We start from the raw sequence: 16,660 nt of genomic DNA, 5'->3' as shown, positions 1-16,660 counted from the left end.
ACGACCATCGTCAAGTACTTGACGCGCGCCGTCAAGTAGCTAGCGGCGGGCCGGGCGGGCGGTCATCGGGTCCTCCGGCCAGCGGTGCTTCGGGTAGCGACCCCGCAGCTCCGACCTGACCTGCGGGTAGCCGGTCCGCCAGAACGACGCCAGGTCGCCGGTCACGGCGGTCGGGCGACCGGCGGGGGAGAGCAGGTGCAGGACGACCGGCACGCGGCCGTCGGCCAGGCGGGGCGTCTCGGTCCAGCCGAACACCTCCTGCACCTTCACCGGCAGCACCGGCCCGGACGCGGAGTAGTCCACCCGGATGCGTGAACCCGAAGGCACTTCGAGCCGGTCCGGGGCGAGGTCGTCGAACCGCGCGGCGGCGGGCCAGGGCAGGAGTTGCCGCACGACCTGCTCGCCGCTGATGCGGGCCAGGTCCGCCTTGCGGCGCGCGTCGCCCACGTCGACCACGGCGAGCAGCGCCTCGTCGTCCACCGAGGGCCACGGGTCGCCGATCACGCGGTGCAGGAAGGCCATCCGCTCCCGCGTGCGCAGACCGTCCGCGTCCCACCTCAGCAGGCCGACGCCCTCCGTGCGCAGGCCTTCCAGGAGGGCGGCGCGGATCGCCTCACGGTCGTGCAACGGCTTGCTGGACAACGTGATCGCGCCCAGCTTGCGCAGCCGGTTCGCCACCACGTCGCCGTCCCACCGGACGTCGTCCTCGGTCCTCAGCAGGGCCGACGCGGCGGTCACGGCGAGCTCCTCGTCCGCCCGCGCGGCCAACCGGATGCGGCCGTGCGCGCGGCCGGCCTCGCGGCCGGCCTCGCGGTCGGCGACGGCCACGGCGAGCCACTCGGCGTCGGCCAACCCGCTGCCCGGCGGCAGCTCCGCGGCCGTGCCGCCGGCCATCAGGTACACCGGCGAGCCGGGGGAACGCCTGCGCGCCAGCCGTTCCGGGTAGGCGAGGGCGACCACCAGGGCCGGGTCGCCCGGACCGGAGCCCGTGCCGCCGACCATCGCGGCCAGGCGGCGGACCTCGCGCGGGTCGGCGTCACGGGTGGCCAGCTCGACCCCGGAGCTCGCGCGGTCGTCGTCCAGCAGCGCCACCACCTCGGCGGCCTTGCGCGCGCCCACGGCCGCCGCGCCGTCCAGCAACGCCCGCGCCAGCCGGGGGTGCAGGCCGAGGTCGGCCATCCGGCGGCCCCGGTCCGTGGCGCCGTTCGCGTCCAGCGCGCCCAGTGCGCGCAGCACCGAACGGCCCGCGTCCAGCGCACCCGGCGGTGGCGGGTCCCACCAAGCGAGCCCTTCGCCGTCCGGCACGCCCCAGCAGGCCAGTTCCAGGGCCAGCCGGGTCAGGTCGGCGGTGCGGATCTCCGGCTCCGGGTAGCGCGGCAACGTGCTGTGCTCGTGCGCGGGCCAGCACCGGTAGACCTTGCCGGCCGCCTCACGTCCCGCCCGGCCCGCGCGCTGGTCGGCCACCGCCGCGCTGACCCGGACCGTGGCCAGGCCCGACAGCCCGCGCCGGTGGTCGACCCGCGGCACCCGCGCCAGGCCCGCGTCCACGACCGCCCGCACACCCGGCACGGTCAGGCTCGACTCGGCGATCGCGGTGGCCAGCACGACCCGTCGCCTGGCTCCGGGCCGCAACGCGTCGTCCTGCGCGGTGGCGGCGAGGCGACCGTGCAGCGGCAGCACGTCCACGTCGTCGCCGATCAGGGCGGCGCACCGCCGGATCTCCGCCACGCCCGGCAGGAACGCCAGCACGTCACCGTCCACCTCGGACAAGGCCCGGCGGATCGCGCGGGCCGTCGTGGCCTCCACGCGTTCCTGGCGCGCCGGCGGGGTGTGCACGACGTCCACCGGGAACGTCCGCGCCTCGACCCGGATCACCGGCGCGTCGCCGAGCAGGTGGGCCAGCCGGTCGGCGGCCACGGTCGCGGACGTGGCCAGCAGCTTCAGGTCCGGCCGCAGCCCGGCCCGTGCGTCGAGCAGCAGCGCCAGCAGCAGGTCCGCGTCCAGGTGCCGTTCGTGGCACTCGTCCAGCAGCACCGTGCCGACGCCCGCCAGCTCCGGGTCGTGCTGCAACCGCCGCACCAGCAGACCGGAGGTGACGACCTCGATCCGGGTGTCCTTCGAGGTCTTGCGGTCGCCGCGCACCGAGTAGCCCACGGTGCGGCCGACCGGTTCGCCGAGCAGGCTCGCCATCCGCGCGGCGGCGGCGCGCGCGGCCAGTCGACGTGGTTCGGCCACGACCACGCGACCCTCCAGCGCCAGCGGCACCAACGTCGTCTTGCCCGTGCCGGGTGGCGCGACCAGCACCGCCGAGCCGTGCGCGGTCAGCGTGGCCGCGATCTCGCCGAGCAGCGGTCGGATCGGCAGGTTCGGCAGTTCCACGCCGCCCAGTCTTGTGCCACTGTGGACTCATGGGGAAATGGGGGATCCTCGGCGCGACGGTGGCCCTCGCCCGCGCGGCCGTGACGATCAAGGTCTGGCAAGAGGTGGAGCGGCTGCCGGCGGCACAGGTCGACGCCGGTCCGGTGACCGTCGTCGTGCCCGCGCGCGACGAGGAGAGCGTGATCGACCGGTGCATCACCGGCCTGCGCAAGCAGGACTACGCGGACCTGCGGATCGTGGTCGTGGACGACGCGTCGACCGACCGCACCGCCGACATCGTGCGGCGGCACGCCGCGGAGGACCCGCGCGTGCGGCTGGTGAGCAGTTCCGGGCCGCCCTCCGGCTGGGCGGGCAAGGTGCACGCCCTGCACGTGGGCACGGCCGACGCCGACACCGACTGGCTGCTGTTCATGGACGCCGACACCGAGGCCGCGCCCGACCTGGTCGGCAGGCTGCTCGCGGGCGCCCGGCGCGACGACCTCGACCTGGTGTCCACGTCCGGGCGCGGCGCCGGGCCGAGCGCCGGGTGGTGGCTGCTGCTGCCGCCGGTGAACCAGCTGCTCTTCGAGACGACGACCGTGGACGGGCGGCGCGGCATGGCGCTGGCCGTCGGGCACTGCATCCTGGTCCGCCGCACGGCGTACGAGCGGGCCGGCGGCTGGGCCGCGATCGCCGGGTCGCGCGCGGACGACGTCGGCTTCGCCACGCTGGTCCGCGACACCGGCGGCCGGACGCGGTACGTGGACGGCGCGGACTCCCTGATCACGTCGGGCCTGGACACGTTCGGCGGCACGTGGGCGTCGATGCGCAAGAGCATGGTCGCCGGCACGTCCCTGTACGCCAAGGGGCCCGCCAGCGCGTTCCTGTCGCTCGGGTCGACCGGTCTCGCGCACATCGCGTACGGGGTCGTGCCGGTGGTGACGGCGTTGCGCGGGTCGAAGCCCGGCATGCTGGTCTGGCTCGGGCAGTCGCTCGCCGAGTGGATCTTCCTGCGGCGGAGCAGGCAACCGCAGTCGGCGGCCGTGCTCGCGCCGCTGGCCTACGTCACGTTCGGCGCGATGACGCTGGACGCGGCGTGGCGGGCGTTGCGCGGCACCACGAAGTGGAAGGGCCGGGACGTGCGAGGCTGACGTCGTGGTTGACCCGCTGCGCGATCCCGACGACCCCGAGCTGCTCGACCCGTACCGGGCCCGTGACCTGGCCGGGCTGGTGGAAGCCACCCGGCTGGCCGCCGGCGCCGTCCGGTACGGCAAGGTCGGCCGCGTCGGCGTGGCCCAGGTCGTGGTGAACCGGGACAACCCGCTGCCCGGCGGCAACCACGCGTGCGGCGTGTACGGGTCGTCGGCCGAGGTCGCGGGCACGTTGATGCGGCTGGAGCAGACGTTCGCCGACGTGGGGCGCGCCGAGGCGGTGCTGTACGCGTCGCCCACCACGGTGGCCGAGATCGAGGGCATCGCCGACGACACCGGGTGGCACGCGGTGGAGGAGTCGTTGGCCGTCGTGCACCGGGGCGAGGTGCGGCGGTCGCCACTCGTGCGGCCGGCGCGGGACGGCGACCTCGAAGGCATCGCCGAACTGCTGGCCGACGACCTCGGCGTGGACGGGCCGCGGTTGCTGAGGCACCTCGGGCAGCGGGTGGACGACCCGCGGTGCGTGTTCGTGGTGGTCGACGACGGCGACCGGATCGGCGGGTTCGCGTCCGGGTTCGGCGAGCGCCGGGTCGGGTTGGTCGAGCACGCGGTCGTGCGGCCGGCACGTCGTCGTCGCGGGTTGGGCAAGGCGCTGGTCGACGGCGTGGTGGCCGAGCTGCGGGAGGCGGGCGCGTTGCTGGTGGCCTCGCACGTGGCCGAGGGCGGGGCGGGGGAGCGGTTCGTGGAAGCTTGCGGCTTCGACGTTTGTTATCCGGTAACGGCGTACGCACGCAGGGTCGACGAGCTGCTCGATTGAGTAATTAGTTGCCGTACCGCATATCCTTAGCACGGCTAACGGAGATCGGAAGGGGCGCACAGTGCTGGGGACCGGGTCCGACGTGAAGGTCAAGCCCCGGCTACCCGGCGAGGTGTGGGTGCTCGTCGTGGCGAGCTTCATCATCGCCCTCGGGTTCGGCATCGTGGCGCCCGTCCTGCCCGCGTACGCCAAGAGCTTCGACGTCGGCACGTTCGCCGTGTCCGCCGTGGTCAGCTCGTTCGCGCTGGTCAGGCTCCTGTTCGCGCCGATGAGCGGCCGACTGGTCAACAAGTTCGGCGAGACGTGGGTCTACATCGTCGGCATCCTCATCGTGGCCGCCGGCACCGGCGCGTGCGGCTTCGCCACCGCGTACTGGCAGCTCATCGTGTTCCGGTCGTTCGCGGGCATCGGGTCGACCATGTTCACCGTGGCGGCCGTGGGCCTGCTGATCCGGATCACGCCGGCGCCCATGCGGGGCCGGGCGTCCGGGCTGTGGGCGACCGGGTTCCTGCTCGGCAACATCGGCGGCCCGATCGTCGGCGCGGCGCTCGTGGAGATCTCGATCCAGGTGCCGTTCGTCACCTACGCGGTGGCGCTCGTGGTGGCCGCGGCGTTCGTGTGGTGGTTCCTGCGCCGGTCCACGCTCGCCGCGGCGTTGGACAAGTCGGTCGAGCAGGAGTCGATGCCGGTGCGCGCGGCCGTGCGGCTGTCGGCGTACCGGGCGGCGTTGGCCTCGGGGTTCGCCAACGGCTGGGCCGTGTTCGGCGTGCGGATCTCGTTGGTGCCGCTGTTCGTGGTGGAGGCGCTGCACAGCACGCCCGCCATCGCCGGCATCTCGTTGTCGGTGTTCGCGGCCGGCAACGCCGCCGTGCTGATGATCTCCGGGAAGCTGTCGGACACCATCGGCCGCAAGCCCGTCGCCATCGCGGGGCTCGCGGTGTCCGCGGCGGGCACGGTGTGGCTCGGGTTCAGCGTCGGCGTGCCGATGTTCATGGTGGCCTCCCTGGTGGCGGGCATCGGCGCCGGTCTGCTCAACCCGCCGCAGAACGCCGTCGTGGCCGACGTGATCGGGTCGAAGGCCAAGGGCGGGCCGGTGCTGGCGGCGTTCCAGATGGTCGCCGACTGCGGCGCGATCGTCGGGCCGCTGCTCGCCGGCGTGCTGGTGGACCAGTTCTCGTACCAGGCGGCGTTCACCCTGACGGGTGCGATGGCCGCGGTGGCGCTGGTGTTCTGGGTGTTCTCGCCCGAGACGCTGCCGAAGGCCGAGGAGACGCACGTCGCGTCGGACGTGGCCGGTGAGTCCGGGTGCCTGGACGAGGGGCCCGAGGTGCCGGTGGGCGAGCGCGTGGCGGGTCGTCCGCGTCAGCCGGACGCGTGAGCGCTCAGGTTCCGCTCAGCATCTCTCGGTAGCCTGCGGGCCGGGTTGTGACCGGGAGGGCAGTGCGGTGGGTGGCGCGGAGCGCAACGCTCGGAAGAAGAAGCAGCAGCAGCGTGCGACCAAGGCGGTGGTCGCGGCGCGCGGTGCGTCCAACGACCGGACCAAGGTCATCATCGGGGTCGTGGTCGTCGTGGTGCTCGCCGTGGCCGTGATCGGCGGGGTCATCTGGTCGTCCTCGGACTCGGGTTCGGGCTCGGACGACTCGCTGGCCAACCCGCCCGCGGTCAGCGGTGTGTCGGCGCCGATCGTCCGCGAGGGCGGTGCGGTGGTGGTCGGCAAGGACGGCGCGAAGGTCACCATCGACCTGTACGAGGACTTCCTGTGCCCCGCGTGCGGCGCCTTCAAGAAGGCGTACGGCGAGCAGATCAAGCAGGAGATCGAGGCGGGCAGGCTCAAGGTCCGCTACCACGCCCTGCCGTACCTGAACCGGCTCTCGGACCCGGAGGGCTACTCGCGTGATTCGGCGAACGCGGCGTTGTGCGCGGCCGATGAGGGCAAGTTCTGGGAGTACCACGAGACGTTGTTCCTGCGGCAGCCCGAGGAAGGTGGTCCGGGGCACACCAAGGAGGAGTTGGTGAAGCTCGGCACGGACCTCGGGATCACCGGTGACGCGTTCAAGCAGTGCGTGGAGAGCGGTGCGCACGAGCAGGCCGCGCAGGCCGAGCTGGACGCCGTGCGGGCGACGGGCAAGTTCGAAGGCACCCCCACCGTGATGAGGGACGGCGAGATCGTCTCCTGGGACGACCGCGACTGGCTGACCAACCTGCTCAAGTAGCCCTGCCACACCCCCGCTCAGCAGCCCGGATGCCGAAACCAACCCCCCGATTTCGTCCCTGCGGGTGCCGTGTTGTACGGTATTGCCACACGAGAACGGCGGCCCCAACCGCCGGGAAACGTGCAGGCAAGGGGCTGTGGCGCAGCTGGTAGCGCATCACACTGGCAGTGTGAGGGTCAGGGGTTCGAGTCCCCTCAGCTCCACAAGTTAATAGTTCGACTGATTCGCCCGCTGACCTGCGGTAATGCAGGTGGCGGGCAATCTTGCTTTTCCGTCCACTGTGGACTGCGGTGGTCGAGCTGGAGCAAATCTGGAGCAGGCGGTCGCTCCGCACGAAATGTTGTCAGCCGTGTGCTCCAGGTCTCACTAACCCGGCTGGGTGGATCCGTCTGGCGACTTTTCGGTGCCGCTTCGTCATTTCGAGGGTGGCGGTTGATGCCTGCTGCTACATTGCGGAACGAGATGGTCGCAGGGGGTGACGAAGTGGGGACTCCCGGTAAGGGCTATGCGCTGGACCCGGCTGAGTTCGAGCAGCTGAAGGCCAGTCTCAGAGCAGCTGGGGAGGCGCTGGGGTTACAGGACTTCCGCACCAAGGCCGGCCTCGAGGGCAGCATGACGGTGCAGTCCGTGAGCCCGCACGAGAACATCGAGGAGACCGTTGACGAGGTGATCCTGGCGTTGACGAAGTTCGTCGACCAGGACTACGCCCGGACAAGTCAGGCCGTGCAGGACTTCATCAACCGGGTCCACACCACGATCGAGACGGCGATCGACGGCGTCCATCGGACGCAGCAGGAGTACGTGGGCGCCGAGAAGCTCATCGGTGAAGGGCTGCGCCGGATTCACCCGGAATGACCAGGGGGAGGAGCACGGGGGCTTTCTGCAGACCGTGATCACGGACTCGTTGCTGTCGGACGCGGGGGAGATCGACGGGTTCGCGGCCCGGCACGCTCCGGGTCTGCCGTCCGTCCAAGCCACCTTGAGGGTGATCAGGGACATCGACCCGGAGTCGTTCCGCCGGATCGGGCGGGACGTGTGGGGTACTGGGCAGTCCGACGGGGCGGATCAGCTCGGTAAAGCGATCGACGGCTGCGTCAAGGGCTTGGAGACGGCGGCCAACCAGGCTTCGGCATGGACCGGTGAAGCGAGCAACGCCTACACCGAGCGCATCAACCGAATGAAGCAGGCGCTGGGTGAGATGCGCAAGCCCGCTCACGACGTCGGTCAGGCGCTGGTCGACATCGCCGACGGCTTCGAGTTCAAGGCATCGGACATGTGGAACAACATCTGGAGCGCCATCGGGTTCGTGGTCGGCATCATCGGTGTCATCGCGGGCATCATCGTCGGTCTGACCGGGATCGGCGCCGTCGTAGGACTGATCCTGGGGATCCTCGGCGTCCTGGTGGGCTTGGCCGCGTGGTGGCACTCGCAGAAGTTCAAGGCCGACGAGCAGATCGCCAAGTGCGCCGAGGCGTCCGCGGACGCCGCCAAGGCGATGGAGTCACTGGGCAAGCTCCAGCCCTAGGAGGGGACGTGGACCCGCAGGAGATGGTCGCGCAGGCGCAGGAACGTTTCGCCAAGATCAGGCGCGACCCGGAGAAAGCGCTGTTCAGTCAGTACAAGGGTGTGTCACCCAGCGGTGCGGTCACGGTGTGGGTGGACATGATGGGCAAGCTCGTCCGCGTGCACATCGCCCCCAACACCCTTTATGAGGGTGGAGAGCCCTGGTTGACCGAGGAGCTCATGGCGGCGCACGAGGCGGCCAAGCGGGCTGCCGAGGTGCTCGACTTCAACCTGGCCGACCTCGCGCGTGAACTCGACGACGCGCTGGCGTTGAAGCAGCACGTCACCGCTGCTCCCGAGACACCACCGGTTGACCGGCGCCGCACCGCACCTCGCCCTGATGACGACGAGTGGTTCGAGAACCGGAGTCACCTGCGCTGACATGTCACGACCACTCATGAACGACCGCGGCCTCGCCGTGTCGTGCGCACTCGTCTTCGCGATCCTCCTGGGAGTCGCGGCGCTCGGTTTCGCCCAGATCGCGTCGACTTACCAGTGGTGCGACGGCGATGCGGCAGGGCAACTGGGGTCGAACGAGGCGGCGGCCGAACTGCATCTTGACGCAACACCAGCCGTCGTTTGTCGGAGCGGCGCGGTGACCGTGGAGCTGCCGATCGCGCCGGCTGTCGCCAGCGTGGTGTTCGCTGTGATCGGCATGGCGGTCAGCCTCGTCACGGTCGTCATCACCGCGCGGCGTGCCCGTGCTGTCCAACGGCGTTGACAGCTGGAACAGCTGCTTCGGCGGTCCACTGAGGAGTCCAGCTGGTGGAGGCGCGCTGATTGACGCCCGTGACAGGGCCCCTTGCCACGGGCGTCGCAGCTGACCAGTCCCTACTGATGTAGGGAGGCGATCTCGGGAGCTGGCACGATCGCAATCCAGCAGACCAGGTAGATGTCTCTTCCAGATTCGCGGGCGGCAGAGGAACCGGTGGTTCGGGAATGCTGAGCCCGTAGTCGTCTGCCACTGCGGCGATGCGTTCGACGGTTTCCCGCGGTGTGCCGTGATCGGCATGGCTGAGCGCACCGCGGACGGCTCGCTGAACCCGATTCGTGTACGGGGCCTTGAGCCTTGACGCCAGGTCGTCCTGTCGCTCACCGAGGAACCCGCCGTGCTGCTCGACGTACTCGACGGCTGTCCGCATCACCTTCGGTAGTGGCGGTGCAAGCCGTCCGGGGTCCGTCTGGAGCGACCAGTCGCGGTGGATGTCGGCTCGTGCGACGGTCCACGCGTCGAACGCTGCTCGGTACATGTGTTCGGTGACTGTGGCCGCAGGAGTGACCGGATCACCGGGGTCCGCTTGGTCCAAGCAGGCCAGGGTGTCTCGGACGATCTCGGGGGTCGTGCCGTCCTCAGCCGTTTGGACGGTGCGCATCGTCAGGTCCTCGTCGAGAGGCACGTACCGGTAGAACGGCTTGTCGTGATCGCCAACCCGGGCGCAGAACACGAAAGCGGGGTCTGCGTTCCGGCGAGCCACTGCACTGCCGGCTCCCCACGGCAACGCGGTCACCCGGGTCTTCGTGGAGGTGCTCTTGAAGGCGTTGGCGAGCCTGCGCCGGTACTCCTCACCGGACAACGCAGCGGAGCCGCCCTCCTCGAACAGCGTGGCCTCCTGTCGTTTGATCTTCTCGATCATGTCGCGGGTCTCGGTGATCGATCGTTCGACAGGGTCCATGCCAGGGAGAACCATGCCGACGCCCACGGCGGCTGCGGCTTGCTTCAGCTTCCGCTGGAGCCGTTCCTCGAGGCCCAGGAGTCGGTCGAGGTCTTCGTCCGGGAAAAAGCAGCGCATGAACACGCGCTTGTGCAGGGAGCCGATGCGATCGATGCGCCCGTGGCGCTGCACCAGTTTCATCGGGTTCCAGGGCAGGTCGTAGTTGATGATGTGCCGGGCTTGTTGCAGGTTCACACCCTCGGCGAGCACGTCGGTGGTGATGATCAGGTCGTACAGGTCTTCTTCGCTTCCGGCGCCTGCGGTACGAGGAGCGAATCCGGTGATCACCTCGGCGCGGTCGCTCCTGTCCGCGCCGGAGACGCTGGCGTAACGATCCCGGTAGGCCCGCAGCCGAGGATCGGTGATGATCGCATCCTTGATCGCGGTCTGGATGTAGTCCGCGGTGTCGGCGAAGTACGTGAAGACCAGCACCTTCCGCTTGTTCCGGGTGTCTTCCTCACCGATGCCCTCGGCCTCCGCCTCCGCGGCGATGGCCGCGAGTTCGTCGACGAGGCGTTCGATCTTCGGGTCACTGGTGTGGTCGACGTGACGGACTCGTTCCCGCAACGAGTCCAGGATGCTCCGGTCCGCCTCGACGGCTCTGCGGAGAGCATCGACGTCGTAGTTGGAGGCGTCCATCGTGCCGTCGTCGTCTTCGAGTCCGGCGAGGAAGTCGTCGGTGTCGTCCATGCCGATGGCGACGAAGTCACGAAGATTTTCTCCCGTGAGCACGAAACCGGCCCTCAGAGCGTGGAGGAACCGCTCGTGTGAGTCGATCATCTTCTCGACTGTGCGGCGGAAGGCGTGCGTGGAGGATTCGAACCTCTTCAGCAGCGCTGATCGGAGCAGGCCGGCGTTCTGCGCTTCGTACTGCTCGATGTCACCGTCGAGCCGGAACCGGGACGGCACGTAGCGGGCCATCGTGAGGACCTGGCCGACGTCCGCGAGGATGACTCCGGCGGCAACGCTGGCCGCCATGACGTCGTCCGCCACGTGAGCGCCCAGTGATGTCGCCACGGCGTCGAACATGCCCGGCAGGACGCCGGCGAGGTCGTAGTCGATGCGACGCACCTCGCAAGTGGGGAAGGAGATCTCCTGCTCGACCCCGTTCACGCGGATCTTGTCGCCGCGGTAGTGGTTCTTCACGAATCGCCGTGTGCGTCGTACCGCGGTGGCATCGAGCACGTCGAACAGGTGCTGGGCGGTCAGGCTGTCGGGATCGGTCGCGATCGCCCGGTTGAAGTACTGCCGGAGTGACGGGATGCCGACGTCGGCGAACGCGTAGTCGTTCCGGGCGAAGTACATGATCAGGGTGTAGAGGTCTTCGAGGCTGTTGTTCACCGGGGTCGCCGTGAGGAGCACCAGGTCCTTGGGCACCTTGGAGTCGACGATGCGGTGCAGAGCGTCCGCCCGCCTGGTGACGTTGTTGCGGAACGCGTGTGCCTCGTCGATGACGACCATCGCGTACTCGTCGAGGTTCTGGAGCGCTGACGTGCGGTTGCCGGCGGTGTCGATGTTCGACACGAGCTCCTCGTACGACAGCACGTCGGCGCGAAGGTTGTGGTGGCGCAGGAAACCGGTCCAGGTGGAGTCGCGCAGCGTGGCGGGACAGATGATGAGCACCTTCTGCCGGCGAACCACGGTCGCCTCGTAGATCAGCTCCCCGGCCAGGTAGGTCTTCCCGAGGCCGACCTCGTCGGCGATCAGCACACCGTTGCGGCGGTCCAGTATTCGTTTGGCCCGCCATACGCCGTCAGCCTGGAACGCGGTGAGCCCCAACTTCGATCCGACCGTCGCGTCCTCCAGGTCGGCCCCGTAGTTCTCGTGCAGCATCCGCAGGAAGACGTCCCAGGGTTGGTGAGGCTCCCACCGCGCCTTGTACAGACCAGCGAGGTCGTAGGGGGTTGCCTTGACCCACTGATCTTCGAACCAGTCGATCACCTGCCTCACCGTGGTCGGTTGGTAGTGCCCGAGGTTCAACTCGTTGTTCCGTGCGAGACCGGCGTAGGTGAAGTTGCTCGATCCGGCGATCACACCGGTGGCGTCCGTCTCCACGATGAACGCCTTGCCGTGAAGGAAGCCCTGCTCGTACCGGCGCACCTCCACACCAGGGTGTTCTTCCAGCCACCTCACAAGGCGTCGTGCGGCCATGTCCGCCTCAAGGGTGAACCCGAGCAGGTCACGGTCTTCAGCCAGCGATCGTGCGTGTCCTTCCAGTGCGCGCAGCACCTCCGGAGACGGCCCCCGGCGGCGCTGCCGTCGACCCAACGGTCGTACCCGTGACCGCTGGTCGACATCCGTCGGTTCGGCGCCCAGCAGGAGACGAACCGACCCGGCCTTCTCCAGTTCGTCGGCGAGCAGGCCGAATCCCGCGGGGTTGAAGTACGCGGTCGCAATAGCCAGTGCGGGAGGTTCTACCCACTTGGTGCGTAGGTAGGAGAGCAGCGAGTTGATCGCGGAAGCGACCCGGTGTCCTCTGCTCTCGTCGTTCGTGGCGAACTCGGGGCGGACGTTGTCCGGTGGTGTCGTCATGAGTCATGCCGCCTTCGCGCGCCACGTCTTGTAGTGCGCCAGCACCAGTTCCAGGTGACGTGGGGGAAGCCCTTTGTCGGAGAAGTCTTTCTTGATGGTGACGAAGTCATCGGCGCTCAAGCCGTAGCCATTGAGCGCGAGCACCTCGATTACGGCCAGCAGATCTTCTTCCGGAGCGTTAACCAGGTCGTTCGGTATGTGGCCGAGGCGGTCACCGAGGTCAATGCCGCCTGCCAGTCGGCTGTAGCCGTGCCGAGACAGCATCACCGAAACCCTGTCGGCCACGGCGGTGATCTGGTCGTCCGACCAGTCGGGAAGTGGAAGTTGGTTGATAACTGGAGCGGTCACGTGGCGATCGACGAATCTTCGCGCCCACCAGTCAAGCGTATTGGTATTTAACAATCCCAATAATGCCAGCCGGTTGTCCTGGGGAGTGTCAGGTTGATGTGCGATGGCATGGACGTACCCCTTGTTGTGCAGGGTCCCCTGCTCAGGTAGAGCCGTGGCAATAATAGTGCGAGTGTCATCGCTACGACTTGGGTGACGCACGACGACCACGGGGTGAGCGCTGTCCAGGGTGAAACCGCTGTCTCGCCCGGTGACGCCACGTCCCTTGGCGGCGAGTTCGACCAGGTCCGGAACGGATTGTTTGAACTTGGCGGACGCGTCGAAAGTGTAGGCATCCACGTGCGCGGTCATCAGGATCTTCCAAGCGCCGGGTGGCTGTGCGTGGACGGCGAGACCACTGTCCGGCCCGGTGCCCCTGAAGTCCCACCTCGCGTCATGCCGACCAGTGATCCAACCTCTGTCGTCGGACAGTCGCGGCCGAGTGCGGATCTTGTCGAAAATCTCTCTGTCAGTAGAATTGACGAACCACGGGACCACATTGGTCTCGGAGTAGGACTCGATGTCTGCCTTGCTCAATTTGATAGCATTTTCGTCAGTGGCGCGGCGGATATCATCGGGGGAGGCGGCAACCCACACCCGGATAGTTCCACTTGTGGACGGTGCCGTTGTCATGAATACAACAGCGTAGGAGGCATGGACATCTTCAAATATCCACTCCGAGTGGTTTCGTGCTTGAACGACGCGAAGGTCGTACCCGTCGACCAGGGATTTCCGCAGGTTCTTCCAGCCGGCCAGCACCATGCTCTGTCGTGGCAGCACCAGGCCAAGGCGTCCGGTCGGTCGTAAGACCTTCAAGGCCCGTTCCAGCATCAACTGAGCCAGTTCAAGGTGAGTCCCACCTCTGAGCGTGAACCCGCGCTTGAAGTATTCCTGTAGTTCGGCCCGATGTTCCTGCTCGGCCTCCTCGTGAGCTGCTTCCAGGGGGTGTGATGCGCGAAGCTCGCGGATCTTCGCCTCACGAGCCTTGTCCGGAAGTGCCATCAGACCAGGGCTGACACCGACCCAGTAAGGCGCCGGCTCCCAGCGGACCTTCTCCCACGGCGGATTGCCGAGTACGACATCGAAGCCCGGTGCCTCCCGCATGAAGACCTCGGGGAACAGGAAGGGCAGGTGCACCGCTCCCAATCGTTGGACGGCCTGGGTGGTCACGTCGGCAGCCCCCAGCGTCAGTGCTTTCTCGACGTCGGTAGGAACGGGGATCTTCCCGAGCCGGACACCCACGGCGGCGTCGAGCAACGCCTTGGCGTCGGCAGCCTCCTCCATCGCTTGGGCGTGGGCCCGAGATGCCTCCAGTGCTTCTGCCTTCGTCGCCTCGGCTGTACGCGCGACGCGGACCAGGCGGTCCCTTGCCGTGCCGAGCGCTTCCACGATCTGCTCACCGAAGAGGCTGTACTGGCCTGCTGCCGCCCTGGGTTCGAAGACGGCCAACGCCTCGTCCACGGTGCCCATCCCGGTAAGGCTGTTGCCCACTCGGAGACCGTGGTCCAGCGAGGACATCGGGAGACCCGGGACGAAGGTGTGGATCCAGATGGCGAGCCTGGCCAGCTCGACCGCCATGGGGTTGAGGTCGAGACCGTAGACGCAGCGGCGGGCGATCTGGCGGCGCAGGAGCATGGAGGTGTCGATTTCCACCTGTCCGGCCGCGTCGCCGAGCGCCTTCTCCGCGGCCTGCGACAGGCGGAGCAGTTCGTCGTTCACGGCCGGCACGGGGTGACTGCTGAGGAACTTGGCGAAGCGGTTCTCGACTCGGTCGATGGCGGCCACGAGGAAGTGGCCCGAACCCATGGCGAGGTCGACGATGCGGAAGTCGAAGAACTTGTCAGCGGCTCCCGCCTCGTCGCCGGTGGCCAGATGCCCTTCGACGGCGGTCAGGTGATCGGTCAGAGCAGGTTCAAGCGCGGTGTCCAGGAGGTGCTCGACCGCGAACGCCTTGGTGAAGTAGGAGCCCGTCGCCTTGCGAGCGCCGGAGGCGTTGTGGAAGTAGACCGTCCTCGCTGGAACGACGACGTCGTCACCTGGCTTGGCGGGGAGGTAGGCCTTGGTCTTGGGATCGATCGTAAGATCGCTGGGCGCCACGGAGAGCGAGGATTCGAGCAAGCCTTCATAGATGGTGCCGAATTCCCGGACGGACAGCGAGCGGAAGTCCACAGGGCCGGGGTCACCGTCGCTGCTGACGTCGATGACGAGGGCTTTGAGGACAGGGCCGATCTCCGCGTCGGTGAGCCGCATGCGGCTAATCGCGTGCCCAGAGGGGTGCAGTTCTTGATCATCGGCGAAGAGGCCACCGTTGTAGGCGGGCACAGCCCAGTCCGGGTTGCCGTCATCGACCGCGTGCCACACCGCGAGGAGGTCGCTCCAGCGGTCGTGGGAGTCGGCGTCGAACACGACGTCGGGGTTCTCGGTGAACTCGCGCGCGAGGCTCTTGAGTGCCTTCTTCGTGTACCCGGGGTTGCGCTGATACGGCAGCAACCCGCGATCCTCGGCGTAGGCGACGAAGAGGAGCCGGAACAGGATGATGAGCGTCCGGTGGTACGCCTCGTGCAGCTCTGCCTCGCCGAGTTCCGAACCGGTGTCGGCTTTCATGGCCCCGGCGACGGCTACAGCGAGCGCCGGAACCACGTCCACGTAGACACGTTCACGGAGGCGGGTGCCGAGCGCGCTGGCGTGGTCAACCGACGCTGCGAGTATCTCGACAACAGTGCCGTTGTCGGCGAGCGCGGACGGTGCGAACAGCAGAGGCAAGTAGCCGGCGTCCTCCTCGGTCAGGAGTGCCAGGTCCAGTTCGACGAAGGTCTCCGAGCGCCCTTTCCGCCCAACGCCCACGTCCGGTTTGGCGGGGTAGAGGCGCAGTTGCGTCCCCCTGACGACGACGAGCCACGGCAGACCTTGGTCTTGGGCGATGGCCAGGCCCTGCATGACCGGGGAGACGGTCCCGAACCGTTGTCCAGGCCGGTCGAACAGCTCCTCGTCGTGGAGAAGGACGGCCACCGCTTGCCTGGTGCCACCGGTCGACAGCACTTGCGCTACGGAGCCGTGTGCGGTGATCTGGTACCCGAGGCCGGAGATGAGATCCAGTCCTGTCTTGCCGAGAAGCGCCTGGCCGGCGGTGCGAGCCTCCGGCCAGTCGGAGCGAGCCGGGACACCGTGGCGAAGTTCGTGCGATGCGAAGAGCCCTTGGTTCGTCAGGCCGACGATCAGCTGGTCTTTCAGGCTGCCTAACAGCCGTTGCAGGGTCCGCTTCGCGGCTGAGGGGTTGGGCTCGGCCAGCGCGGCGGCACAGATCCGGTCGACCTGTCGCAGATCGAGCCCTGTGATGGCGGCGGAGTGATCGGTGGGCCCGCATACGGTGGCTTCCCAGCCGTCGGTTCCCTCGTGGCCGACGACGAGGAGGACCGGAGCAGCTCGGCGGTTCCAGCGCATTGACCAAAGCCGCCGGACATCCTCCAGACGAGGTGCCTTCTCCGAGGTCGCGAGTACGACTTCAAGCGCATCAGAGCCTCCACCGATGTTGATCCGGACAGGACGGAGGGACGCAGGGGTGCCGCCGGGGCGAATCCAGTTGATCTCCGTCGCGTCGCTGTCGACCAAAAAGTCGTCAACCGTGAATCCGGTCATTCTTGTCCCTGTCATCGAGTATTCCGGGCATGCCGATGGGCCGCCCCTGACCGGACAAGCGGCAGGTCGGCCTGATTTGTGGCAGGCGATCGGTGTCACCTGCACGGCAAGTAGAGGGTGAATTCTAGGGCAATACCGCAGTTGTCAGTCGAGAGTGGAAGGCGTCAGCCGTTCGCTTGGTACCGCCGTTGGACGTGACGCGCTCGACCTGTATGTGGCCTAGGGGTGAAGTGGGGGCAAGGCTCGTCAAACCTTGCGTGTTCGATTGAGAAGGTATTGATCGACCAGGCA

At 68.2% G+C, this 16,660-nt stretch carries 11 protein-coding genes and 1 tRNA gene; 9 read left to right on the top strand and 3 right to left on the bottom strand.

Features of this window, described 5'->3' with window-relative positions; genetic code table 11:
• Positions 1-39: 39 nt before the first annotated feature.
• Positions 40-2,379, bottom strand: coding sequence for an ATP-dependent helicase HrpB (hrpB, locus tag AB0I91_RS27760; RefSeq protein ID WP_499639571.1), 2,340 nt, complete (start codon positions 2,377-2,379; stop codon positions 40-42).
• A gap of 29 nt (positions 2,380-2,408) precedes the next feature.
• Between hrpB and AB0I91_RS27755 the strand changes: the two genes are divergently transcribed.
• The 9 genes from AB0I91_RS27755 (at position 2,409) to AB0I91_RS27715 (ending at position 8,823) form a co-directional block, all read left to right on the top strand.
• Positions 2,409-3,509, top strand: a complete 1,101-nt coding sequence (locus AB0I91_RS27755) for a glycosyltransferase (RefSeq protein WP_499613974.1) — start codon at positions 2,409-2,411, stop codon at positions 3,507-3,509.
• Positions 3,510-3,513: 4 nt separating this feature from the next.
• Entirely contained in the window at positions 3,514-4,326 is an 813-nt protein-coding gene (locus AB0I91_RS27750; protein ID WP_498786866.1) for a GNAT family N-acetyltransferase, read from the top strand.
• A gap of 61 nt (positions 4,327-4,387) precedes the next feature.
• Positions 4,388-5,704, top strand: a complete 1,317-nt coding sequence (locus AB0I91_RS27745; protein ID WP_498786867.1) for an MFS transporter — start codon at positions 4,388-4,390, stop codon at positions 5,702-5,704.
• A 67-nt stretch (positions 5,705-5,771) separates the two neighbouring features.
• Complete coding sequence (locus AB0I91_RS27740) at positions 5,772-6,539, top strand: DsbA family protein (RefSeq protein WP_498786868.1); 768 nt, start codon at positions 5,772-5,774, stop codon at positions 6,537-6,539.
• Between the two features lie 130 nt (positions 6,540-6,669).
• Positions 6,670-6,742: transfer RNA gene (locus AB0I91_RS27735), tRNA-Ala, on the top strand.
• A 280-nt stretch (positions 6,743-7,022) separates the two neighbouring features.
• Positions 7,023-7,394 (top strand): hypothetical protein, encoded by a 372-nt coding sequence (locus AB0I91_RS27730; RefSeq protein WP_499639568.1) that lies wholly within the window; start codon positions 7,023-7,025, stop codon positions 7,392-7,394.
• Positions 7,395-7,428: 34 nt separating this feature from the next.
• On the top strand, positions 7,429-8,064 hold the full coding sequence (locus AB0I91_RS27725; protein WP_499639566.1) for a WXG100 family type VII secretion target: 636 nt from the start codon (positions 7,429-7,431) through the stop codon (positions 8,062-8,064).
• 8 nt (positions 8,065-8,072) lie between these two features.
• Entirely contained in the window at positions 8,073-8,483 is a 411-nt protein-coding gene (locus AB0I91_RS27720; protein WP_499639564.1) for a YbaB/EbfC family nucleoid-associated protein, read from the top strand.
• 16 nt (positions 8,484-8,499) lie between these two features.
• Complete coding sequence (locus tag AB0I91_RS27715; protein ID WP_499639562.1) at positions 8,500-8,823, top strand: hypothetical protein; 324 nt, start codon at positions 8,500-8,502, stop codon at positions 8,821-8,823.
• Here the strand turns inward: AB0I91_RS27715 and AB0I91_RS27710 are convergent.
• Positions 8,786-12,346 carry an SNF2-related protein gene (locus tag AB0I91_RS27710; RefSeq protein ID WP_499639560.1) on the bottom strand — a complete coding sequence of 1,187 codons (3,561 nt, stop codon included), beginning with the start codon at positions 12,344-12,346 and terminating at the stop codon, positions 8,786-8,788. The two genes, AB0I91_RS27715 and AB0I91_RS27710, sit on opposite strands and share 38 nt — an antisense overlap.
• 3 nt (positions 12,347-12,349) lie before the next feature.
• Positions 12,350-16,369, bottom strand: coding sequence for an Eco57I restriction-modification methylase domain-containing protein (locus tag AB0I91_RS27705; protein WP_499639558.1), 4,020 nt, complete (start codon positions 16,367-16,369; stop codon positions 12,350-12,352).
• Between the last annotated feature and the right edge of the window lie 291 nt (positions 16,370-16,660).

Source organism: Actinosynnema sp. NPDC049800 (assembly GCF_040656635.1).
Classification (GTDB): Bacteria; Actinomycetota; Actinomycetes; order Mycobacteriales; family Pseudonocardiaceae; genus Actinosynnema.
This window is presented reverse-complemented; position numbering and strand designations above follow the sequence as displayed.

Coding starts and splice junctions, on each gene's coding strand:
- AB0I91_RS27755 (WP_499613974.1), top strand. CDS start 2,409: ATGGGGAAATGGGGGATCCTCGGCGCGACGGTGGCCCTCGCCCGCGCG.
- AB0I91_RS27715 (WP_499639562.1), top strand. CDS start 8,500: ATGAACGACCGCGGCCTCGCCGTGTCGTGCGCACTCGTCTTCGCGATC.
- AB0I91_RS27710 (WP_499639560.1), bottom strand. CDS start 12,346: ATGACGACACCACCGGACAACGTCCGCCCCGAGTTCGCCACGAACGAC.
- AB0I91_RS27705 (WP_499639558.1), bottom strand. CDS start 16,369: ATGACCGGATTCACGGTTGACGACTTTTTGGTCGACAGCGACGCGACG.